The organism is Tenacibaculum piscium, assembly GCF_021390715.1.
Lineage (GTDB): Bacteria > Bacteroidota > Bacteroidia > Flavobacteriales > Flavobacteriaceae > Polaribacter > Polaribacter piscius.
Genome location: NZ_JAJGWT010000005.1, coordinates 38697 through 61644, shown reverse-complemented (window position 1 = coordinate 61644; position 22948 = coordinate 38697). Strand labels below are relative to the sequence as shown.

At 29.4% G+C, this 22948-nt stretch carries 18 protein-coding genes; 8 read left to right on the top strand and 10 right to left on the bottom strand.

Annotated features, from left to right (window positions below; translation table 11 throughout):
• Positions 1–69 precede the first annotated feature (69 nt).
• Positions 70–2109 carry a GTP-binding protein gene (locus L0U77_RS06605; protein ID WP_233897281.1) on the top strand — a complete coding sequence of 680 codons (2040 nt, stop codon included), beginning with the start codon at positions 70–72 and terminating at the stop codon, positions 2107–2109.
• A 108-nt stretch (positions 2110–2217) separates the two neighbouring features.
• Here the strand turns inward: L0U77_RS06605 and folD are convergent, their stop codons facing one another.
• The 4 genes from folD to L0U77_RS06585 all read right to left on the bottom strand — a co-directional run bounded on the left by folD (position 2218) and on the right by L0U77_RS06585 (position 5303).
• A complete protein-coding gene (gene folD / locus L0U77_RS06600) occupies positions 2218–3096 on the bottom strand; it encodes a bifunctional methylenetetrahydrofolate dehydrogenase/methenyltetrahydrofolate cyclohydrolase FolD (RefSeq protein WP_233897282.1) in 879 nt (292 codons plus the stop codon).
• A gap of 30 nt (positions 3097–3126) precedes the next feature.
• Positions 3127–4455, bottom strand: coding sequence for a signal recognition particle protein (ffh, locus tag L0U77_RS06595; protein ID WP_101917379.1), 1329 nt, complete (start codon positions 4453–4455; stop codon positions 3127–3129).
• A gap of 44 nt (positions 4456–4499) precedes the next feature.
• Complete coding sequence (locus L0U77_RS06590; RefSeq protein WP_159459581.1) at positions 4500–4658, bottom strand: hypothetical protein; 159 nt, start codon at positions 4656–4658, stop codon at positions 4500–4502.
• Between the two features lie 81 nt (positions 4659–4739).
• On the bottom strand, positions 4740–5303 hold the full coding sequence (locus L0U77_RS06585) for an RNA polymerase sigma factor (protein ID WP_101917377.1): 564 nt from the start codon (positions 5301–5303) through the stop codon (positions 4740–4742).
• A 209-nt stretch (positions 5304–5512) separates the two neighbouring features.
• Between L0U77_RS06585 and ychF the strand changes: the two genes are divergently transcribed.
• Positions 5513–6604, top strand: coding sequence for a redox-regulated ATPase YchF (gene ychF / locus L0U77_RS06580; protein ID WP_233885230.1), 1092 nt, complete (start codon positions 5513–5515; stop codon positions 6602–6604).
• Between the two features lie 216 nt (positions 6605–6820).
• A complete protein-coding gene (locus tag L0U77_RS06575) occupies positions 6821–7492 on the top strand; it encodes a DUF2461 domain-containing protein (protein WP_233862090.1) in 672 nt (223 codons plus the stop codon).
• Between the two features lie 183 nt (positions 7493–7675).
• Here L0U77_RS06575 and L0U77_RS06570 read toward each other — a convergent pair whose 3' ends face one another.
• Positions 7676–9019 carry an MATE family efflux transporter gene (locus tag L0U77_RS06570; protein WP_233885233.1) on the bottom strand — a complete coding sequence of 448 codons (1344 nt, stop codon included), beginning with the start codon at positions 9017–9019 and terminating at the stop codon, positions 7676–7678.
• A gap of 101 nt (positions 9020–9120) precedes the next feature.
• Here L0U77_RS06570 and L0U77_RS06565 point away from each other — a divergent pair, with 101 nt between their 5' ends.
• From L0U77_RS06565 to L0U77_RS06550, 4 genes are read left to right on the top strand one after another with little or no spacing between them, the layout of a single operon-like run.
• Positions 9121–9513: an acyl-CoA thioesterase gene (locus L0U77_RS06565; protein ID WP_101917371.1), complete on the top strand. Its 393-nt coding sequence runs from the start codon at positions 9121–9123 to the stop codon at positions 9511–9513.
• A 40-nt stretch (positions 9514–9553) separates the two neighbouring features.
• Positions 9554–10672, top strand: coding sequence for a DEAD/DEAH box helicase (locus L0U77_RS06560; protein ID WP_101917370.1), 1119 nt, complete (start codon positions 9554–9556; stop codon positions 10670–10672).
• A gap of 28 nt (positions 10673–10700) precedes the next feature.
• Positions 10701–11327: a trimeric intracellular cation channel family protein gene (locus L0U77_RS06555; protein WP_233900914.1), complete on the top strand. Its 627-nt coding sequence runs from the start codon at positions 10701–10703 to the stop codon at positions 11325–11327.
• 16 nt (positions 11328–11343) lie between these two features.
• Entirely contained in the window at positions 11344–12144 is an 801-nt protein-coding gene (locus L0U77_RS06550) for a LysM peptidoglycan-binding domain-containing protein (RefSeq protein ID WP_233897286.1), read from the top strand.
• 232 nt (positions 12145–12376) lie between these two features.
• Here the strand turns inward: L0U77_RS06550 and L0U77_RS06545 are convergent, their stop codons facing one another.
• Positions 12377–13588 (bottom strand): RsmB/NOP family class I SAM-dependent RNA methyltransferase, encoded by a 1212-nt coding sequence (locus L0U77_RS06545; protein ID WP_233885238.1) that lies wholly within the window; start codon positions 13586–13588, stop codon positions 12377–12379.
• 61 nt (positions 13589–13649) lie between these two features.
• Here L0U77_RS06545 and L0U77_RS06540 point away from each other — a divergent pair, with 61 nt between their 5' ends.
• The gene (locus L0U77_RS06540; RefSeq protein WP_233900913.1) at positions 13650–16202 is read left to right on the top strand and encodes a DEAD/DEAH box helicase; all 2553 of its coding nucleotides are present in this window, start codon (positions 13650–13652) and stop codon (positions 16200–16202) included.
• A gap of 54 nt (positions 16203–16256) precedes the next feature.
• On the opposite strand, the gene L0U77_RS06535 is transcribed toward L0U77_RS06540, so the two are convergent.
• Genes L0U77_RS06535 through L0U77_RS06520 form a run of 4 tightly spaced genes read right to left on the bottom strand, consistent with a single transcriptional unit; the run spans position 16257 to position 22807 of the window.
• Positions 16257–17405: a Wadjet anti-phage system protein JetD domain-containing protein gene (locus tag L0U77_RS06535; RefSeq protein ID WP_233897288.1), complete on the bottom strand. Its 1149-nt coding sequence runs from the start codon at positions 17403–17405 to the stop codon at positions 16257–16259.
• Entirely contained in the window at positions 17402–20785 is a 3384-nt protein-coding gene (locus tag L0U77_RS06530) for an ATP-binding protein (RefSeq protein WP_233897289.1), read from the bottom strand. Before L0U77_RS06530 ends, L0U77_RS06535 begins: the two co-directional genes overlap by 4 nt.
• Positions 20769–21353: a DUF4194 domain-containing protein gene (locus tag L0U77_RS06525; protein ID WP_233897290.1), complete on the bottom strand. Its 585-nt coding sequence runs from the start codon at positions 21351–21353 to the stop codon at positions 20769–20771. Before L0U77_RS06525 ends, L0U77_RS06530 begins: the two co-directional genes overlap by 17 nt.
• Positions 21350–22807: a DUF3375 family protein gene (locus L0U77_RS06520; protein ID WP_233897291.1), complete on the bottom strand. Its 1458-nt coding sequence runs from the start codon at positions 22805–22807 to the stop codon at positions 21350–21352. The genes L0U77_RS06525 and L0U77_RS06520 overlap by 4 nt, the downstream gene beginning before the upstream one ends.
• Between the last annotated feature and the right edge of the window lie 141 nt (positions 22808–22948).

Genomic DNA, 22948 nt, shown 5'->3' with positions numbered 1-22948 from the left:
ATACCGTAATTTTGTCGTGTTATTTAGTGAAGAATCACTTTAAATAATTAAAAATAGGATGAAATAAGAATGACGAAACCAACTATAAATATCGGTATTTTAGCGCATGTAGATGCAGGAAAAACAACACTTACAGAACATTTTTTATACAATTCAGGTGCTATTCGAATTCTTGGAAGTGTCGATAAAGGTTCTACAAATACCGATAGTTTATCCCTTGAAAAAGAACGAGGAATTTCGATAAAAGCCTCAACAACTTCATTTGATTGGAAAAACATCAAAATTAATTTAATTGATACTCCTGGACACGTTGATTTTTCTAGTGAAGTAGAACGTGCTTTATGCGTTGTTGATGCCGTTATTTTGGTCGTTTCTGCGGTGGAAGGCGTGCAAGCACACACCTTAAATATTTGGGATTCATTACAAGAATTAAAAATACCAACATTAATTTTCATCAATAAAATTGATAGGCAAGGAGCAGATACCGAAACTGTAATAACGCAATTAGAAACCGATTTAAATGCAAAACCTGTGGTAATAATTGCTTCTGAAAATGACGGTTTACCAAACGCAACAATTTCGCCTATTTTTACTATTTCTTCGGATGATAAAACAGTAGTCGCAATTTCTGAAATTAGAGAAAAAACAATTACAACAATTCTTGATACTGATGAAGTATTATTAGAACGCTTTTTTAATGATGAAATAATTACTGATGAAACGTATTTAAAAACGATTCAAAAATTAACGATTGACACTAAAATTACGCCTGTTTATACAGGAATTGCCAAAAATAATATCGGAGTAACCGAATTATTAGACGGAATAATTCAATTTTTTCCAACTTCTTTAAATTCAAATATCTCAGAAAATACATCAGAAAAAATACTAGAAAAATCACTTTCAGCCTATGTTTTTAAGTTAGAACAACATGCTGTTTTCGGAACGATGGCGCATGTAAAAGTTTTTTCAGGAAGATTATCTTCTAAAACAACGGTGTATAATTATACACAACAATTAGAAACTAAAATACATCAAACCAAACAATTACAGCAAACAAAATATATTGATAATTGTATTTTAACATCAGGAGATATTGGCGTAATTACAGGTGTTTTAGGTACAAAAGCAGGAGATATTTTAGGCGATCCAACGAACATTCCAGCACTTCCAGAATTGCATATTCCAGTGCTTACGGTTCAAGTAATTCCTGAAAATAATGCCGATTATAATGCCTTAGCAAAAGCCTTAACACAGTTAGATAGTGAAGATCCATCATTACAATTCAAGTGGTTTAAGGCAGAAAAAGAACTGCAATTATTATTGATGGGACAAATGCAAATTGAAATATTAGCACATCTTTTAAAAGAGCGTTTCGATATTTCGGCAACATTTACCGATCCGCAAGTTGTGTATAAAGAAACTATCAGCAAAAAAGCCGAAGGATATATTCGATATTGGATGCCAAAACCTTGTTGGGCAATCATGACTTTTTTAATTGAACCTGCGCCGTTAAATTCGGGCGTTGAGTATCATTCTGTGGTTTCTCAAAATGATGTGCATATTAAATATCAACATGAAATTGCACGAACAATTCCAAAAGCATTGGCACAAGGAATTTTAGGTTGGGAAGTAACAGATGTGAAAATTACACTCATAAAAGGTGAAGATCATAACGTACATTCCAGACCTGGTGATTTTAATTTAGCAACTCCTATGGGAATTATGCAAGGATTAAAAAAGGGAGGAACGCATTTATTAGAACCTATTTTGAGCTTTGAGATAAAAGCAAATGAATCTTTATTAGGGAAAATAACTGCCGAATTAAGTACTCGAAGAGCCACTTTTGATACGCCTGAATTTATATCAGAAACTGAAAATTTTATATTAAGAGGAAAAATACCCGTGGCCACTTCTTTGGATTTTAGTATCAAATTAAATACGATTAGTAGCGGTAAAATTCGTTTGCGTTTGAAATTTTATGGATATGATGTTTGTCCTAAAAATGAAGGAATATCAAGAGATTATAAAGGTGTAAATCCGTTAGATGAAGCCCAATGGATTTTGCATAGACGTGGAGCTTACAAAGCCGATGAACGAGTGATTTAAAATATTTTGAAAAAAGTAAAAAAACAACTAAAAAAACAAGTAAATATAACAAGGGGTTAAAACCCCTTGTTATATAAAACTATATAAATTACGATATAAATTTATTTTTTAAGAATCTCGTCTACTACAGGCAAGTAAGGTATTTTTTAATAACATTGCGATAGTCATTGGACCAACACCACCTGGAACAGGTGTTATAAATGCTGATTTTTTAGAAACTTCATCAAAAGCAACATCACCAACTAAACGGAAACCATTTTTCTTAGAAGAATCGGCAACACGAGTAATTCCTACGTCAATAACCGTTACATGATCTTTTATCATATCGGCTTTTAAAAATTCAGGAATCCCTAAAGCAGCAATAATAATATCAGCTTGTAAGGTAAGTTCTTTTAAGTTTTTTGTTCTACTATGTGTTAAGGTAACAGTAGCGTTTCCTACTTTTCTTTTTTGAGCTAATAAAATACTCATCGGACTACCAACAATATGACTACGCCCAATAACAACCACGTGTTTTCCTGATGTTTCTACTTTATAGCGTTCTAATAATTCTAAAATTCCGAAAGGAGTTGCAGAAATAAAAGTAGGTAAATTTAAGGCCATTTTACCAACATTTGTAGGGTGAAAACCATCTACATCTTTATCAGGATTTATAGACATTAATACTTTTTGTTCATCAATATGATCGGGTAGTGGAAGTTGCACGATAAAACCATCAATATCATTATCGATATTTAAAATAGCAATTTCGTTTAACAATTCTTCTTCGGTAGTTTCTTTTGGTAATCGAATTAAAGAAGATTCAAAACCGACACGATCACAGGCTTTAACCTTTGCATTCACGTAGGTTAAACTTGCTCCATCATTTCCTACTATTATAGCGGCTAGATGTGGTGTTTTTTTATCCTGATTTTTTAAATCTACTACTTCAAGAGCAATTTCTTCTTTTATATCTGCAGATGTTTTTTTACCGTCTAATAAAATCATTTTGTGTTGTGTTGTTGTTAATAATTTTGATTATTTCATGTTTTGCATCATCTGCATCATTTTTTTTCCGCCACCGCCTTGCATCATTTTCATCATTTTACTCATTTGATTGAATTGCTTCATCAACTGATTTATTTCTTGAATTGATGTTCCAGAGCCTTTGGCAATTCGTTTTTTACGACTAGCATTTAGTGTGGAAGGCGTGCTTCTTTCTAAAGGAGTCATTGATTGGATAATAGCTTCAATTCCTGTAAAAGCATTTTCATCAATATCGACATCTTTTAAGGCTTTACCAGCACCAGGAATCATTCCGACTAAATCTTTCATGCTACCCATCTTTTTGATTTGTTGAATTTGACTTAAAAAGTCATCAAAACCAAATTGATCTTTTGCAATTTTCTTCTGAAGTTTTCGAGCTTCATCTTCGTCGTATTGTTCTTGGGCACGTTCTACTAATGAGATAACATCTCCCATTCCTAAAATACGATCTGCCATACGATCAGGGTGAAAAATATCAATAGCATCCATTTTTTCACCAGTACCAATAAATTTAATTGGTTTATTTACTACTGATTTAATTGATAATGCTGCTCCACCACGAGTATCACCGTCTAATTTTGTCAGTACAACACCATCAAAATTTAAGATATCGTTAAAAGCTTTTGCTGTATTTACAGCATCTTGTCCTGTCATTGCATCCACTACAAATAGGGTTTCCTGCGGATTAACAGCTTTATGAATGTTTGAAATTTCATTCATCATTTCTGTATCGACAGCCAAACGACCAGCGGTATCAATAATTACAACATTTTTACCTGTTGCTTTTGCATGCTTGATAGCATTTTGAGAAATTTCAATAGGATTTTTATTGTCTATTTCGGCATATACTTCTACGCCAATTTGTTCTCCAACAACTTGTAACTGATTAATAGCGGCAGGACGATACACATCACACCCGACTAATAATACTTCTTTTGATTTTTTGGTTTTTAAGAAGTTCGCTAATTTACCTGAAAAAGTAGTTTTACCAGACCCTTGTAAACCAGACATTAGAATAACGCTCATCGAACCACCTAAGTTAATTCCAACGGTATCACCACCCATTAGGTCAGTTAATTCGTCTTTAACTAATTTTACCATTAATTGGCTAGGATTCAAGGTTGTTAATACGTCTTGACCTATGGCTTTTTGTTGAACTCTTTTGGTAAAATCTTTTGCAATTTTAAAGTTAACATCGGCATCTAATAAAGCTCTACGAACTTCTTTTAGTGTTTCAGCAACGTTAACTTCTGTAATTTTTCCGTGTCCTTTTAGCGTATGTAACGCTTTATCTAACTTTTCACTTAAATTATTAAACATGTATCGGCTTCATTTTTAGAGTTACAAATATAATAATTTAGTTGTTAGGAGTGTGTTTTTTCAGCTGATTTTACTTGATTTTTTAAACGTTCCCAAGCAAGGTTTATTTTTTCTTTTGAAACGGGTTTTTCTTTAAATCGAATTTCGATAGGATTGTATTTTTTATCCAGTTTATTTAGTATTGTTATTTTAGCGGTTTTCATAGAATTAAAAGCAGAATTAAAAGTATCAAGAGTATCAAGAGTATCAAAAAAAAGAAGCCAAAGTTACATATTAATTCTTGTTTAATTAAATAATTGTAATATTTGAATATCTTCTCTTAATTTTTTAATTGCTTTATGAAGGGTGTTGGCAACGCTCTGATAGTTAATATTCATTACATCGGCAATTTCTTGTGTTTTAAGGTTGCAATGATATTTTAAGTAAAGTGCTTCTCGTTGTTTTTTTGTTAATTTATTGAGTGAATCGCTTAGGTTTTTATTTCTAAAGATAGTTGATTCTTGATGTGTAAGTAATTCTTCGGGTGTAAAATGAATATCAACAAGATGATGATTTAAATCTCTAACGAGTTTATTTTTTTGATTTTTTTGCAGGATTTTAATTAAAAATCGTCTGTAAGAAATGAATAAATAAGGGGCGATTTTGGTTAAATCGCTTAAATTTTCTCGATGTTCATATACATACATGAAAAAATCTTGAATAGAATCTTCGGTTATTATTTTATTGCCAGAAATTTTTAAACCGTAGTTAAATAGGTTTGTATAATAGTTTTTAAAAAGTAGTTCAAAAGCGGTTAAATCTCCTTTTTTTAAGGATTTCCATAAAATTTCATCAGACAATTTATCCATATAAAAAAACAAAAATTAGTATCAAAGATTAGTATTAAAAGCAGCTAAATGTACTGAAAAAAAAATCAATATATTTTTCTTTTTTTTCTGTTTTTAGATAAAATAGTTAATTGAGCATCAAATAAAAGAGTAAAATTCAAAGCAAACAAGTATATTTGCAAACGCAAAATTTTCAAGGAAATAATAGAAAATAATAGAAAGATAATAGTATGAAAGCTGGAATTGTAGGATTACCAAATGTAGGAAAATCAACCTTATTTAATTGTTTATCAAACGCAAAAGCACAAAGTGCGAATTTTCCATTTTGTACGATAGAGCCTAATATTGGTGTGGTAAATGTGCCAGATCCAAGGATTCAGGTTTTAGAGGGCATGGTAAATCCGGAGCGAGTGATGCCTGCAACCGTAGAAATTGTAGATATCGCAGGTTTAGTAAAAGGAGCAAGTAAGGGAGAAGGTTTAGGAAATCAGTTTTTAGCGAATATTAGAGAAACTGACGCTATTATTCACGTATTACGTTGTTTTGATAACGATAATATTATTCATGTTGATGCTTCTGTAGATCCTGTTAGAGATAAAGAAACTATTGATATTGAGTTACAATTAAAAGATTTAGAAACGGTTCAAAAGCGTTTAGAGCGTGTAAAGAGAACGGCTAAAACGGGTAATAAAGAAGCACAAATAGAATTAGAAATTTTATTAAAAGTTGAAGAAACTTTATTACAAGGAGTTTCAGTAAGAGCGATTGATTTTTCAGAAAAAGATCAAGAAATTGTAGCGAGTTTACAATTTATAACGGCAAAACCAGTATTATATGTTTGTAATGTTGATGAAAGTGCAGCTGTTACAGGAAACGATTATGTTACCAAAGTCAAGGAAGCTGTAAAAGACGAAAATGCCGAAGTAATTGTTTTGGCGGTTGGTACAGAGGCTGATATTACGGAATTAGATGATTACGAGGAACGTGAAATGTTTTTAGCGGATATCGGATTAAAAGAAGCGGGAGCTTCGGTTTTAATTAGAGCTGCTTATAAGTTGTTAAATTTACAGACTTATTTTACGGTAGGAGTTAAGGAAGTTCGTGCTTGGACGATAAATGTTGGTGATACTGCTCCACAAGCAGCGGGTGTTATCCATACGGATTTCGAAAAAGGATTTATTAGAGCTGAGGTAACAAAGTACGATGATTATGTTACTTTAGGAGGCGAGCAAAAAGTAAAAGAGGCTGGAAAATTAGGTATTGAAGGAAAGGAATATATTGTTCAAGATGGCGATATTATGAATTTCAGATTTAACGTTTAAACATAAGATTTTTTTTGGGCGTTCGGGCGGGCTTTCACTACTCGCTTTTTTTAAATAGAAAAAATTTAAAAAAGAGCTCAAACAGGCCGTTCAATCCCTAACGCAAAATAAGAGCGTAAAAAAATAATACAAAAAATAGAAGTATATAAAAAACGTTGTAGATTTTTCTACAGCGTTTTTTTTGTATCTTTCATGTATAAAAAAGCATCAAAAAATATGCACTTAGAAAAATCAATATTTCAATTTTTAAAAGATTTAGAAGAAAATAACAATCGTGATTGGTTTGCGGATCAGAAAGCAACTTTTATAGAGGTTCAAGAGAATGTAAAAGGTTTTTATCTGAAAGTAAAGGGAAACTTAGAGGAACATGATACTATTGATAAAATGAAACAATTCCGAATTTATAGAGATGTTCGTTTTTCAAAAGATAAAACGCCTTATAAAACACATTTTGGAGGTTCTTTTTCACGAAAGGGAAATGATTTAAGAGGTGGTTATTATTTACAACTTCAACCAGGAAAGAGTTTTTTGGCTGGTGGATTTTGGGAACCGAATAAAGAAGATTTATTACGTATTCGAAAAGAAATTGAAATGGATGCTTCTGAATTTAGAGCTATTTTAAGTAATCCCTCATTTGTAAAAAATTTCGGAACTAAATTTGAAGGAGATGAATTAAAAACAGCACCAAGAGGTTTTGATAAAAACCATCCTGATATTGATTTATTACGAAAAAAAGGATTTATAGCTGTTCGTAATTTCACGGATAAAGAAGTGTTTTCTAAAGATTTTTTATCAGAAATTGATAGTTCTTATAAAGCGTTACGTCCATTTTTGAATCTAATGAGCGATGTATTAACGACTAATTTAAATGGTGAATCATTACTTTAAAATATATTTTGATTTGTTTTTTTTAAACAGGCTCTAAAAGGAATTAAAATTGTATCGAGAATTTGAATTATTTTGTGTTGATGAATTTTAATTGACTTTACTATTAAATAAGTTCTCGATACAATTTTTTTGAAGATTTTTTTGAAGGAAGAAAATCACTCGAACTGAAAGCAAACTGACAGTTTATTTTTTATTTAAACGATGTTTCATTTCTTTTTTCAAATATAAATAAGTAACTAAAGTTGCTAGAATATCAGCAATAGGAAAAGACATCCAAACGCCGTTTATCCCATAAAATTTAGGCAAAATATAAACCAACGGAATTAAGAAAATTCCTTGTTTTAATAAGGTTAATAGTAAAGCAGGTAACGCTTTACCCGCTGCCTGAAAATAAGCCGAACCAATTAATTGAAGCGTGATGACAGGAGTTGCTAAAAATGTAATAATTAAAGCATCCGAAGTAAGGGAAATTAATTTTCTATCATCAGTAAATAAGCCAACAAATTCTGCAGGAAATATCATTATCAAAATAAAAATAAACGTTGCAATGCTAGTTCCGTATAAAATAGCCGTTTTTATAACTTCCTGTACTCGTGCCCAATTATTTGCTCCGTAATTATAGCCTGCAATCGGTAAAAAACCTTGTGTAACTCCTAATACAGGAAATAATGAAAACATCATTATTCTATTGATAATTCCGTACATGGCAATCGAATTTTCTCCGCCATATTTAAATAAAGTGTAGTTTAAAATGATAATCAAAAGACTAATCGTTCCTTGCCTAACAACTGTAATTCCTCCTAATTCAATAATTTCTTTTAAAATAGAAAAATCAATAGTAAAATATGTTGGAATAATTTTTAATTCTGTGTTTTTTGATAGAAAAAACCATAAAATAAATCCGCCACTAACCATATAAGAAATAGCTGTTGCTAAACCTGCTCCGAACATTCCTAAATTCATGAATTTAATAAAAATAACATCTAAAATGATGTTTGCAAATGCAGGAAATATCATGGTAAACATGGCGTAATTAGGTTTTCCAACAGCTCTAATTACAGGATTTCCCATCATGGCAAAAGCTAAAAAAGGAACTCCCCAAATAATAACATTAAAATACTCGATCGCAGGAGTTACAATACTTCCTTTCGCTCCGAATAATTGTAAAATAGGAAAGCCAAAAAAAGTTCCCATAACTACAAATAAAATAGATAATGCAACGGTTAAACTAATCTGATTTCCAAATACTTTAAGTGCTTTTAACGTATCTCCTTTACCAAAAGCTCTCGAGATTATAGAGCTACCGCCAATACCAATTCCCATTCCTATTGATGATATTAAAAAAGCAATCGGTAACACGACTGTAACTGCTGCAATTGCCATTACGTTAATCCAGCGTCCTACAAAAATAGTATCAACAATCATATTTAAGGACATTACTAAAATCCCCACAGAAGCTGGTAATGCTTGTTTTAATAGTAATTTACTTATTTTTTCAGTACCAAAATTGCGTGTGATTTTATCCATATAGTATTTTTAAGTAGTCAAATATCAGCAATACTAACGTAGTTTTAAAAAACAAGACGTCATTTAAGTAATAATTAACATCATTCACGTAGTTTTGCGGTATGAATTTTTATGAAAAAAAATATACCGTTACAGCAAATGAAATTGATGAATATCATCATGTAAATAATGTGGTGTATGTGCAGTGGATGCAAGAAGTATCTATAAATCATTGGTTATTATTGATAAAAAAAGTGCCAAAACCCGATTATGTTTGGTTTGTAATCCGTCATGAAATTGATTATAAAAGTCAAGCTGTTTTAGGCGATGAAATAACCGTGAAAACCTGGGTTGGAAATACTTCAGGGATAAAATCTATCCGTCATTTTGAAATGTATAAAGGAACTGATTTAGTAGTGAAATCTCAAACTACCTTTTGCCTGTTAGATGCAACATCACAAAAACCAAGAAGAATAACCAAAGAAGTAACAAATTTACTTCAAGGAAAAATTTAGAAAAAATAAGCAATATATTTGCACATCATATACATAGAGAATGACAACATTTAAAGCGTTAGGAGTACAAAAAGAATATATTCAAGGACTTGAGGAATTAGGTATTAAAAAACCAACCGAAGTACAAGAACAAACCATACCGTATTTATTACAAAATAATTCGGATTTTATCGGGTTAGCCCAAACAGGTACTGGTAAAACTGCGGCTTATGGATTGCCAGTTTTACATAAAATAGATGCATCAAAAGATACTGTTCAAGCATTAATTTTATCGCCAACAAGAGAATTAGTACAGCAAATAAAAAAACAACTTTTTAAGTTTACAAAATATGTAGATGCTAAAATTTTTATAGAAGCTGTTTACGGTGGTGAAAAAATAGACCGTCAAATAAATAATCTAAAAAGAACAACACATGTAATTGTAGCCACTCCAGGTCGTTTAATCGATTTAATAGAAAGAGGCGAAGTAAACTTAAAAGATATTCAAACTTTAGTACTTGATGAAGCTGATGAAATGCTAAGTATGGGGTTTAAATTAGATCTAAATCGTATTTTAAAATATACTTCAGGAACTCGAAAAACATGGTTGTTCTCCGCAACAATGCCTGATGAAATTAGAAATATCATCAAAAAATATATGGATTCATCAGCAAAACAAGTTGAGGTCAATAAAAATACGTTGGTAAATGCTAATATTACGCATCAGTTTGTACAAACTACGATTCCAGAAAAAGTAGACGTAATTGTTAAGTTTTTAGAAAAAAGAAATACTGAAAGAGGTATCATTTTTGCAAGAACTAAAGCAGGCGTACAAAAATTAACAAAAGCTTTAGATGAGGAAGGTTTTTCGGTAGGTGCTTTGGAAGGCGATATGCAACAAAGAGATCGTGAGAAAGTAATGCGTGCTTTTAAAAATGAAAGTCTTCAAATTTTAGTATCAACCGATGTTGCCGCAAGAGGTATTGATGTGCAAAATTTAGGATTTGTCGTACATCATCAATTGCCAGAACAATTAGAATATTACACACATAGAAGTGGACGAACGGCAAGAGCAGGTAAAAAAGGCGTTTCTTTAGTATTGATTTTGAATAATGAACGAAATAATATTAAAGATGTCGAAAGAACATTACAAATACAGTTTTCGGAAATAAGTATTTAATTAGAAATAATAGTTAATAAATAGTTACGTGGATATTATCTATACCCTTGATATTGCAGGAACTTTTGCCTTTGCCATAAGTGGTGCATTAGTTGCCATGAAAAAACAATTCGATGCATTTGGAGTTGTTATAATCGCCTTTGTAACAGCCACAGGTGGTGGTATGATACGAGATGTATTAATTAACGCACATCCGATCACATGGATTGGCGACATAAATTATATATGGATAACTTTAATAGGAGTCGCCGTTACATTTTTGTTTAGAAGTAAAATAGCACCGCTTCGTAAAACCATGTTTCTGTTTGATACCATTGGTATCAGTGTATTCACGTTATTGGGATTAGAAAAAGGATTAGCCTACGATTTACACCCGTTTTTAGCGTTAGTCATGGGAATGGTTTCTGCTGTTTTTGGAGGCGTACTGAGAGATGTGCTTACCCGAAAAGTTCCTTTAATTTTTAAGAAAGAAATTTATGCTTCCGCTTGTTTAGCAGGCGGAGTTACGTATTTGATATTAGCGAATTTTAAAATTAATGAAAACCTACATTTTATAGTATCTGCGGCAGTTATTTTTATTATCAGGTCTATCGCTGTAAAATATAAATTAGAATTACCAAAAGTTAAAATTGATGCCTTAGGAGAACCGAATTAATTTAAAAAAAAATAAAATGAAAAATGAACTTAGTTTCGTATTCTTATTATTGATAGGAATATATGGAGGATATTCACAAGAGAAATTCACAAAAAAAATAGCTAAAAATTCATCCGAAAAAATACAAGAAAAAAAACTTCCTGAAGGATGGGATACTGTATTATTAGATAATAAAACAGCCTATATGAATTTAATTACAGGAAGAATTTCTAGAACATTTCCTACTGAATCAGCCGTAAAACCGATTCCTAAAAAAGAATTTGATCCAACAATTCTTCATAAAGTGAAAAAAGGAGAAACATTAAGTACTATTGCTCGAAAATATAATTTGAAACTCGCTAAATTATATCAACTTAATAGTGTTGCTAATTTTGATGCCCTAAAAATTGGACAAGAAATAGTTGTCGGATATGCTAAAAATTCATCAGAAAAAAAAGCTTTTTTAAACACACCAACTACGCAATCAGTTCAAAAATCCAAAGAAAAATCCAAAGAAAAAACTGAAGAAGTTACTGAAAATATCACGAAAACAATTAATTTGAGTGAGTTTAAACTAGATAAAAAACCAAAACAAGCGAAACAGTTAAAGCAAGTAAAAGATGTAAAACCAATCAAACAGGTTAAGCAGAGTAAGCAGAGTAAGCAAAAAGTAAAGGAAGTAAAAGAAAATACTAGCACGTATCATGTAGTGGCAACTGGTGAAACTTTGTATAGAATCGCTACTCAATATAAAATATCAGTAAAAAAATTAAAAGAGTTAAATGATATCAAAAATAATACAATTGCTATTGGACAAAAATTAAAAATTAAAGAATAATTTTAAAAAACTAAATCCTAATTAAATGTTAAACCGCATATTTATTGTAACGAAGGAATAAAAAAAACGTCTTACTATTTATAAAGTTTTATATAAATATATTTTTTTAGTTAGTTTTTTATAGTTGATAAAAAAAGCTCGGAATTTTAAAATTCCGAGCTTTTTGTTTTTCAATCTAAATTTTCAATCTAAAAATGAAGATAATTCTTGAATATAATTAGTCAAAAATAAATTATTTTTTGACTAATTGCGCCATGTAAAAACCGTCATATCCAAATTCATGAGCCAATACTTTATGATCTTTTACAAGTGAGAAATCTTTTCCATCTTCCGAAGCTAAAAATATTTTAACTTGATCTTGATTTTCCGAAGGCAATACAGAACACGTTGCATAAACTAATTTTCCGCCTGGCTTTACCATTCTTGAATAGCGCTGTAAAACGTCTTGCTGAATTTCTTTGATATTATCAATAAATTCAGGTTGTAATTTCCATTTACTATCAGGATTTCTACGTAAAACACCCAAACCAGAACAAGGCGCATCAATTAAAACTCTATCGGCTTTACCGTATAATTTTTTAATCACTTTGGTAGAATCAATAACTTTTAAATCGATATTACTAATACCATTTCTACGTGCTCTAACTTTTAATTTACGTAATTTACTTTCGTAAATATCCATGGCAATAATTTGCCCTTTATTTTTCATTAAAGCAGCTAAATGCAATGTTTTACCACCAGCACCAGCACAAGTATCAATTACTCTCATACCAGGAGCAACGTCTAAATAAGCCGCTACTAATTGAGAAGAAGCATCTTGAACTTCAAAAAATCCTTTGTGAAAAGCTTCTGTTTTAAAAACATTGGCACGTTCAACTAAACGTAAAGCATCGTCACAGCCTTCTATAAATTCAGTTTCAATACCTTCTTGTTGTAAATCTTTCTGTAAATGTTCTTTGGTTACGTTTAATGTATTGGTACGTAAAATAACATCAGCACGTTTGTTTAATGCCGCCATTTCTTTAGTCCAAACAGTTTCGCCCAATTCTTTAACACCTAATTCATCAATCCAATCAGGAATAGATTCTCTGTATTTTCTAATTTGAGAAAGTTCATCGAAGCGTCCTTTAATTCGTCTTGTAGGCGTTTCTTCAATTTGATTCCAATCTGGTAATTTTATTCCTCTTAAAGTACACCAAACTACTAATAAACGCCATAAATCTGGTCGTGAATACGGCGTTTTTACATCTGCAATTTCGGCGTATAAACGCTTCCATCGTACGATGTCATAAATAGTTTCGGCAACAAATTTTCTATCACGTGCGCCCCATCTTTTATCTCTTTTTAATGCCTTTTCAACAGCTTTATCGGCATATACGTCATCATTAAAAACGTCACGTAAACTATCAATAACTGCGTAAACTAAATTTCTATGTAATCTCATTTGGTGAATTTATAGGCGCAAAGATAGTGGATTTTAATGTCTTTTTGTATTTTCGTATTTAATGAATTTAAATCACCCGATAACATATATAAAAGGCGTTAGTGTAGCCCGTGCCGAATTGTTAAATTCCGAATTAGGGATTAAAACGTGTAATGATTTATTACACTTTTTTCCGTTTCGTTATATTGATAAAACCCAGTTTTATACGATTCAACAATTGGCTCAAAATACTGCTGAGGTTCAAATAGTTGGTAAAATAACAGCCGTTAAAGAAATTGAACAACAACGAGGAAGTAGGCTAGTGGCTACTTTTTCAGATGGCACAGGTTTTTTAGATTTGGTGTGGTTTAAAGGTGCTAAATGGATAAAAAACAGCTTAAAAACCGATGTTCCGTATGTAATTTATGGGAAATTAAATTGGTATAACGGTAGGGCAAATATGCCACATCCAGAAATGGAAACGGTAAAAGAACATAAAAGTAATGTTCAATCTGCCATGCAACCCGTATATCCATCGACAGAAAAATTAGCGAATAAAGGAATTACCAATAAAATAGTAAGAGGATTTATTCAGTATTTATTTGAGCAATATTTTAGTTTGATAACAGAAACATTGCCAGATTATCTATCCGAAGAAAATAATTTATTAGCCAAAAAAGAAGCCTTACTCAATATTCATTTTCCTAAGAGTCAAGAATTATTAGCAAAAGCACAATATCGCTTAAAATTTGAAGAATTATTTTTTATTCAAATTCAATTATTACAGAAAAAACGCATCCGTAAATCAAAAATAAAAGGCGCTGTTTTTGAAAAAATAGGCAATAATTTCACTGATTTTTACACCAATAAATTACCTTTTGAATTGACAAATGCTCAAAAAAGAGTGTTAAAAGAAATTCGAAAAGATGTTGGTTCTGGCAAACACATGAACCGTTTATTGCAAGGCGATGTTGGGTCAGGAAAAACAATTGTGGCGTTGTTAAGCATGTTAATTGCGATTGATAACGGCTATCAGGCAACTATTATGGCACCAACTGAAATTTTAGCAATTCAGCATTATAATGGAATTACCGAACTTTTAGAAGGAACAACGATAAAAGTTGAATTATTAACGGGTTCAACACGAATTAAAAAAAGACGTGAAATTCATACAGGTTTAGAAGATAAATCAATACATATTTTAGTAGGAACACACGCTGTTTTAGAAGATAAAGTCTGTTTTAAAAACTTAGGGATTGCTATTATTGATGAGCAACATCGCTTTGGAGTCGCACAGCGTTCTAAATTATGGCAGAAAAATCAACCGCCTGCAATTCTGAATGAAAAAGGTAGAAATCTTCATCAAAAATATAAGGATGAAAATTCAGCATCTTATCAATTAATTAAAGAAATTGCTTTTAAACGAAAAAATACAACATCAAAAGCTGAAAGAGCCTTGTGGGAAGTTTTAGATAATAAAAAAACAGGTTTTAAATTCCGAAGATATTATCTTATTGAAGATTTTTTAATTGATTTTATCTGCCTTGAAAAAAAACTAATTATAGAAGTTATTGGTAAATATCATACGACCGAAAAACAGCAAGAAGCAATGCGTTTGCGTACCGAAATTTTAACCGAATTCGGTTATAAAGTGGTTCGATTAGATGAAAATAAAATTCTAAATTCGCCTGAAAATAGCCTTGAAAATATACTAGATAAAACAACAAAAAGAATCATTGCAACCTTAAATAGTTTGCCTACGGTTACAGTAAAAAAATCAATTCCGCCACATGTTTTAGTGATGACAGCAACGCCAATTCCACGAACTTTAGCGATGTCGGTTTATGGTGATTTAGATATTTCAGTAATTGATGAATTACCGCCAGGGCGTAAGGAAATTAAAACCGTACATCGCTTTGATAGTAATCGTTTATCAGTTTTTAAATTTTTGAAAGATGAGATAAACAAAGGGCGACAGGCGTATGTGGTGTATCCGTTAATTGAAGAATCGGAAGCGATGGATTATAAAGATTTAATGGATGGATATGAAAGTATTTCGAGAGATTTTCCATCGCCAAAATATCAAATTAGCATTGTTCACGGAAAAATGAAACCTGCCGATAAAGAATTTGAAATGAATCGATTTATAAAAGGCGAAACCCAAATAATGGTGGCAACTACGGTAATTGAAGTTGGTGTAAATGTGCCAAATGCATCGGTAATGGTTATTGAAAGTGCTGAACGTTTTGGTTTGAGTCAGTTGCATCAATTACGAGGTAGAGTAGGGCGTGGCGCATCGCAAAGTTATTGTATTTTATTGTCGAGTTTTAAATTATCATCCGATAGCAAAACCCGTTTGCAAACCATGGTTGATACTACTGATGGTTTTAAAATTGCTGAGGTAGATTTAAAACTTCGAGGTCCTGGAAATATTATGGGAACGCAACAAAGTGGCGTATTAAACCTAAAAATTGCCGATGTGGTAAAAGATACCGCAATTCTACATAAAGCCCGTCAAACGGCAATCGCTGTTTTAGAAGATGATGCTAGTTTTTCGAAACCTGAAAATGCAAATCTATTAAAAGTTTATACGCAACTGCAAAAATCAAGCGGGCTTTGGAGTAATATTAGTTAAGAGGTTTTGATATTATTTCCAATATATCAAAATTTTGATATAGTTTATTAGAAATTAGTTTTTATTTATTTCTTTTTTAACATATTCTAACGGAATCTTTTCCTGTTCTAACCTCCAATTATTTTTCTTTATTTTTTTGTAAATAATCATTTCTTTTTCAGTTAAATTTAAAGAAATATTTACATTTGATAAAGTTCCGTTATCATTTTCAAAGAATTTATCAAATGTAGTTTCATCCATAAGAAAACTTTTTGTTTTTGGGAAATAATTTCTCATTTGAGATAAAATTTCAAAGCCCTGAACATCTAAATCTCCCCAATATAAAATTTCGCTTTTATTTAGCCATGTAGCATTTTTTAAGTTTTCAATTTTAAATCCACTACCAAAAATTACAATTGTTTTTTCCATTTCAGGAAGTGTCAAAGCAATGGTGTGCAAATTTGTTTTATTTTCTACAATAATGACCTTTTCAAAGTTTAAATTTATAGCGTTAAACTGATTTATTGGAATTGAAATATCATTTATTCCCGAAAAATAATGTTTACTTATTTTTGAATCTAGAATTTTAAAACGAATTAAAGGTTCGCTATATTTTAAATTAAAACGCTTTTCAAATTTTGTTTTGTCTTTATTGATAAAAGGATTTATGATAATATCAAGCAACTCTTTTAATATAGCTCTATTTCCTTCTATAAATTTTGTGTGGAGAGTTATAGGTAATTCTCGGATAAATAAATTTGGTTTCGGATTGGCTTTAAAGTACTCGCATACTTTTAAAATATCAGACCATTTTTCCGAATTATCAATTACTTTATTTGGGTATTTTTCTATCCAAAATAGAAGTTCAGGAAAGTGTTTTAATATATTTTGATAATCTATTTTAAATTGATTTACCTCTTTTTGAATATTAAGATATTTTTCAAAATCGTGTTTAGTTTCAAAATAAATACTTGAAGGAAGGCTTTGTGTTCCTAATATTTTTGTTTTTCGTTTATTGTAGCTAATACTATAACCAAATCCTTTTTTTTCTTTTGATGAAAGAATAAGTTCTTTTAGCTCTTTGTTAAATTCAGATATTGAATTGCTAGGTTTTTTATTGCCAATAATATCTAAAGGAAAAATATTTTCTTCATTTATAATCGCTTGAAGATAATTTTTATATTTTCTTTGAGCTTTTATTTTTATTTCTTTTGGATGTATCATTTGGCAATATATTTTAATTTCTCCTCTTGAAATTTTTCAATAGGCATATCGTAGAGCCAAGAAATTTTATTATCTCTTCTTTCTATATAATGAACAAAAGAAATATCATTTTCAACAATATGAATATTATCGCTAGGCGTTACTACTAATAGCTGTAAATGAAGTTGTTTACATAAATTAATAAGATATTTTGCTTTTTCTTCATCTTGTGCTTTAAACGCTTCATCAATGGCGATAAAACGAAAAGAATTGCCTTCTTTGGTTAATCCAAACTGATATGCTATCGCAGAAGCTAATATAGTATAGGTTAATTGTGCTTTTTCTCCACCAGAGAGTTGCCCCATTCCTGTATAGGTTTTTATTCTGTGATTGGTTTCTCTGTTAATTTCTTCTGCATTGTATTCAAACCAAGAGCGAACATCCGTCGTTTTTTCTCGCCATTTTTCGTTTTCAAGCTGTTTTATAAATGGCTTAATATTATTATTGAAATGATTTTTTCTTGCATCTATTGATTTGTCAAATTCTTTAAAATTTGGAATTGCATTTTCTAATAACGCTTTAAATTCTGTTATATCAGCTGTTTTTTTATTTTGAGCTTTCAGTTGAATGTAGCTTGTTGTAGGATGATTATTAAAATCTATAGCTTTAAGTGAATTGTTTAAAGAACTGATATTTTCTTTAATATCTTCAGACCATTGATTAAAGAAATTTTTAAAAATCGCTACTTTGTCTTCAATTGTTGTTTGTAGATGTTTATTGAATTTACTTTCAAAACTAGGTAAGTCTTCTTTTATTAAATTGTTGTATTTTTTTTGATATTCACTGATAAATTCTAATGATGTTGAAAGTTGATTAACATCAGCGTGCCAAGATTTATATTTTTTTAAAATTTCTTCTGATGGATTTTTAAAAGCATTTATTTTAGAACTTACTTTTATGTTTAAGTTATTTTTATCTTTGTTTAATTTTTCATTTTGATCGCTAATATTTTTTTGAAAAGTTTTTTGAGTTACTGAAAAATTAGTATAATTAATTTCTTTAAGAATTACATTATTTTCTTCAAGATTAATCAAGTCAATTACATCAGGTTTATTTTCAGATACTTGATTTAATAAAGTAGAATGAGAAGTTATTTGTGCTTTGGCTTCATTTAATTTGGTGTTTTCATTTCGTTTTGCATCTTTTTGAGTATCAATTTCTTTTTCGGTTTTAGCTAAATTATTTTGGGTGTTTTTTAATTGTTCTTGAAGAGCTTTTACTTTGTCATTTGTATTTTCAAGTCTCTTTTTTAGTTCTTTTTTTTCTTGATTTTGATTTGCATACGTTTTCCAATCTATTTCATCAAATTTTGTAAATAGCTTGCGTAAATCAGATAAATTTTCTTCTAGTATAGCAATAGATTTAATTTTTTTATCAATTTCTCGGATTAACTTTATTTGTTCTTTTTCGTTATCTTGTAAATCTTTAAATATTGTTTTCCAGTAGTTTATTTTATCTTTATTATCCCAACCTAATACAAAGTTATTTCTATTGGAGCTATATTTTCTATCATCTTTTTCATGACTTCCTTTTCTTTTAATTAATCCTTTTTTTGTAATAGCTTTTTCTAAAGAGTTAAATTCTAAAAGATTGTCTGCGCAAGTGTAATTAAATTGGTTGCTTATACGTTCTTCAATCCAATCAATATATTTACTATTAGATTTAAAACTAATTTTATTAATTAAGAGATTTTTATTCTTTGAATAATTCTGTAAATTTTTTAGAGAGGTAAAATCTTTGTAACGTTCGTAAATTATTTTTCCTTTTAAATTGGTGTTATTTACGTATTTATTAACTTCTTGATAATATTTTTCAGGAACGATTAATCGCAAGGCAAAATTATGTAAAACCTTTTCAATTGATGCTTCCCATTCTAAATCATCTACTTTTATTAATTCGCCAATAAAAGGAATTTCATCTTTAGAAGCTCCAACATTAATAAGTATTTGTTCTCTAATTCTTGCTGAATCGCCTGTTATATTATTGTTATTATTTTGTAAATATTTTATAGTTTTAATTGCTTTTTCAAGCTCAATTTTTATATCTTCTTCTTTCCTTTCCGCATCTCTTAGGCTTTTATTGAGTGTGTCAATTTCAGTTTTAATTTTTGCTTTTTTTTCTTGAGCTAGAGTTTTGGAGTTTTTAAATGTTTTTTCATCACAATTTATAGGATAATTTAAAATTTGTGCTAATTGGTTGTACTCGTCAGATTTCTCTTTTCTTGAATTTCTTAATTTTTCAATTCTTTTAATTTCTTTTTCTAAATCTTCAATTTGCCTTCCAACTTCATCAGACTTAATTTGGACTTGTAAATCAGTTTTTTTACTTTCTAAATCAATTTTATTTTCTTTTAATATTTTAATTTCTTCATCAATTTCTTCAATTTTAATATTTATAATATCACTTTCTGTATCGGCTAATTTTAATCCTTTTTGAGCAAACCAAAAGACTGATTTTTCTTTATTTTCTTGTGTTTTTTCTAGTTGAATATTAATGTTTTCAAGTTGATTTGCAATTGAATTTATTGGTTCAAGTTGTTTTATTTGTTCTGTTGCTTTATCAATATCATTTTTGGTATTTATTAATGTGGTAAAGCTACTTTTTAATTGATTATACTCATTTTCAGTATCTCTTTTTTCGAGCATATTGGTTTTAATAAATTCGTCTAAATCTCCTAAAACCTTAATTCCTACTGTTTGATTAAAAAGACTTAGTGCTTTTATGGAAAGCATACCAAATTGTTTATATAATCTTTCGGCATATTTTTTAGGACTATCATAATATTCAATCCATTTTTTTTGAGATGTATTATGACGTTTATCGAGGCGTTTTTTCCAATTTCCTTTTGCATCAAAATCGCTAAAGTCCGATGTGATATTTAGTGTTTTATAGGCAATTCCGAAGGTTCTTTTCATCATTCCGTTTGAAAAACTTCGAACTTGAAATAGTGTAATTATTTTTTCATCCGTATTGGAGAATGAAGCTAGAAGAACAGAATAAGTCGTTTTATCTCTAAGTTTTTGCGATGTAGTGCTTAAATCTCCTTCTTTTTGAATATCTCCGTAATGCCCAAGGACATAACTTTCTTCACTTCTGTCGCCTTTTTTTTGAACACCAGAAGATTGATTATAAAATCTATCACTTTTTAAAGGAACTAAAAGTGTTAGTAAGGCATCTATAAAAGTTGTTTTACCAGAACCGTTAGCACCTGTTAATAAAGAATTATTTCCCTTTGGTTCAATCTTAAATATTTGATTATCAAAAGTTCCCCAATTATATATTTCCATATATTGAAGTCTGAATCCAGCTTTATCTGCGCTTGTATTAAATAGTTTCCACATAATTTTTTAAATTTTCTTTAAATTCATTTAAAATGTCAAGTGTAATTTTTTCTTTGATTATTTTATGAATTATATATTTTTTTTCATTTTCACTTGTTCCAATTTCTTTTAGGTAACCTAATTTTTCTACATTTTTAATATAAGTTTCAATGTTTTTTAAAACTTTAATTGTATTATAATTTTCAGGGATAAAAAAGCTAATTTGTTCTTTTAGTTCGGATGCTGTTATATATTTTTCTGTAACGGTAAAATCGGTTGGATCATTTTCAAATTCTTCTATTATTTGCCGAAGTATTACTAAAACGATGCTAGTTTCAAAACCTACTTGTCGTCTTGAGGCGATTCCAATAGTATTGTTATCGTTATCAATTTCAAATTGTTTTAAGAAAGCGAATCCATCATTTTCTTTTACAATAAGTTCTAGTCCAATTTTGCTAATATATTCTTGAATTTCATTTTGATAATTTAAAATGTCATTCCAAATACTTTCATTTTTATTAACAGTTCCTTTTAATAGTTTAACGATTGCTTTTGAGTATGGTTTTATATTTTGGTGTAGTTGCTTCATTTAATTAAAATTATTTCAGGGATTTTAATAGCTTTATTATTGATTTTATCAAAGATAATTTCTTGTTGTTTTTCGGAGTTAAAACTATGAGTAAAATCTTTTATTATTCCAAAATATCCAAAAATTTCTGGTAATCCTTTTTTAATTCCTCCATAATTTTCAATAATTTCATGAAGTGTTATTTGAGATTTTAATCTTAGCATTTCTTTTATTCTTTTTCTTAATAAATTTTTGTCTATAGCATTTTCTTTAAAAATTTTATTTAATTGAACAGATTTAGAAATATCATTTTCCGCAATTTTTGGTTTTTTATTGTAGGTAATTTCTTTTTTTTGTTGAAGTGTTAAGCGTTTATCAAATGGAATATGGATGTTATTATTTAATTCTATTGCTATTGATAAATCAGGTGTTTTTTTAGTTTCACTAATTTGAGTTAAGTAATTTTTTATTTGTAGAATTACTTTTTTAGAATTTTTTTTATCAGAATTGTCATTTTCTCGAATAATACGGCTTAATTTATCTGCCATTTTATCATTAGCTTGATACACTTTATTCCCTGATGCGTGAAGATAGCTTTTCATATTTTTTAAAAAAGCATCATTAATTGGGATATTTTTATCGGTTAATGTTTGGTATAATTCATCTGTTAAAACATTCCATTCTTCTTGAAAATTGGTATCTATTAAGAACTTCCAGAAGGCGTAAAAATTTTTACCTTGATGGCTTTCTTTTAAATCATCAAGAGCATCAAAAGTGAAGGTTAGAATATCTTTTTTAGTAAAATTTTGATTGGTTTGTTTTTTGTAAATATCTTTTGTGATATTTTTAAAATTATCTTCTACTTCTTTAAAGTCGGAGAGGAGTTCTTTTGCTGAATATGTTAGTTCTTGAAATCTTGGGATTATTTCATGAGTTTCAAATATTTTTACATCTTCACCAATTTTAAGTTGTTGTATTTCTTGTTCAATTTTAAGTTTTTTATCTTCTAATATTTCTATTCGTTTATCGACATCTTCATTGGTAAATTCAACTAATTCTTTCAGTTTATTAAAAATATCTTTAAATTTTGATTCAGCACCTACAAACTCTTTTTTTTCTAAGCTATAAATCCAGTTAATAGTTTTATTCGTATGTGTTGATAATTCATAGAATACATCACCATTTTCATTTTTATAGTTTGTTAAGAATCCTTTATTTGTCCAATTTTTAATGGCATTTTTCGCTTTAATTTCGAGAGTATCTATGGTATTACTTTCAGTTTCTTCTAAGTGAATATTGTGATGATTTAAAAAATCAGTTAGTGATAAAATAATATCTTCAGAAGATATGTTTCTTTTATTATCATTATTAAAGACTGTCAAAAAAAAATCAAATATTAGTTCTCTATTTTTTGAGCGTAAAATTTCAATACTTGGAGAGTTCTTTATAATAGTTAATAAATTTTTGTTTGTCATAATTTTTATATTGATATAATTTTATAGCAATAAATTTAAGATTATTTCATAAGTTATCAAAAGCATTTTTACTTTATAAAGTTTTTTTTAAATTATCTTTGAGTTCTTTTTGAAGCTTAATTTATCTTCAATAACAATTCA

Excerpts from the sequence above, each read along its gene's own strand:
- L0U77_RS06605 (WP_233897281.1), top strand. The coding sequence starts at position 70 with ATGACGAAACCAACTATAAATATCGGTATTTTAGCGCATGTAGATGCA.
- folD (WP_233897282.1), bottom strand. The coding sequence starts at position 3,096 with ATGATTTTATTAGACGGTAAAAAAACATCTGCAGATATAAAAGAAGAA.
- ffh (WP_101917379.1), bottom strand. The coding sequence starts at position 4,455 with ATGTTTAATAATTTAAGTGAAAAGTTAGATAAAGCGTTACATACGCTA.
- L0U77_RS06590 (WP_159459581.1), bottom strand. The coding sequence starts at position 4,658 with ATGAAAACCGCTAAAATAACAATACTAAATAAACTGGATAAAAAATAC.
- L0U77_RS06585 (WP_101917377.1), bottom strand. The coding sequence starts at position 5,303 with ATGGATAAATTGTCTGATGAAATTTTATGGAAATCCTTAAAAAAAGGA.
- ychF (WP_233885230.1), top strand. The coding sequence starts at position 5,513 with ATGAAAGCTGGAATTGTAGGATTACCAAATGTAGGAAAATCAACCTTA.
- L0U77_RS06575 (WP_233862090.1), top strand. The coding sequence starts at position 6,821 with ATGCACTTAGAAAAATCAATATTTCAATTTTTAAAAGATTTAGAAGAA.
- L0U77_RS06570 (WP_233885233.1), bottom strand. The coding sequence starts at position 9,019 with ATGGATAAAATCACACGCAATTTTGGTACTGAAAAAATAAGTAAATTA.
- L0U77_RS06565 (WP_101917371.1), top strand. The coding sequence starts at position 9,121 with ATGAATTTTTATGAAAAAAAATATACCGTTACAGCAAATGAAATTGAT.
- L0U77_RS06560 (WP_101917370.1), top strand. The coding sequence starts at position 9,554 with ATGACAACATTTAAAGCGTTAGGAGTACAAAAAGAATATATTCAAGGA.
- L0U77_RS06550 (WP_233897286.1), top strand. The coding sequence starts at position 11,344 with ATGAAAAATGAACTTAGTTTCGTATTCTTATTATTGATAGGAATATAT.
- L0U77_RS06545 (WP_233885238.1), bottom strand. The coding sequence starts at position 13,588 with ATGAGATTACATAGAAATTTAGTTTACGCAGTTATTGATAGTTTACGT.
- L0U77_RS06540 (WP_233900913.1), top strand. The coding sequence starts at position 13,650 with ATGAATTTAAATCACCCGATAACATATATAAAAGGCGTTAGTGTAGCC.
- L0U77_RS06535 (WP_233897288.1), bottom strand. The coding sequence starts at position 17,405 with ATGATACATCCAAAAGAAATAAAAATAAAAGCTCAAAGAAAATATAAA.
- L0U77_RS06530 (WP_233897289.1), bottom strand. The coding sequence starts at position 20,785 with ATGTGGAAACTATTTAATACAAGCGCAGATAAAGCTGGATTCAGACTT.
- L0U77_RS06525 (WP_233897290.1), bottom strand. The coding sequence starts at position 21,353 with ATGAAGCAACTACACCAAAATATAAAACCATACTCAAAAGCAATCGTT.
- L0U77_RS06520 (WP_233897291.1), bottom strand. The coding sequence starts at position 22,807 with ATGACAAACAAAAATTTATTAACTATTATAAAGAACTCTCCAAGTATT.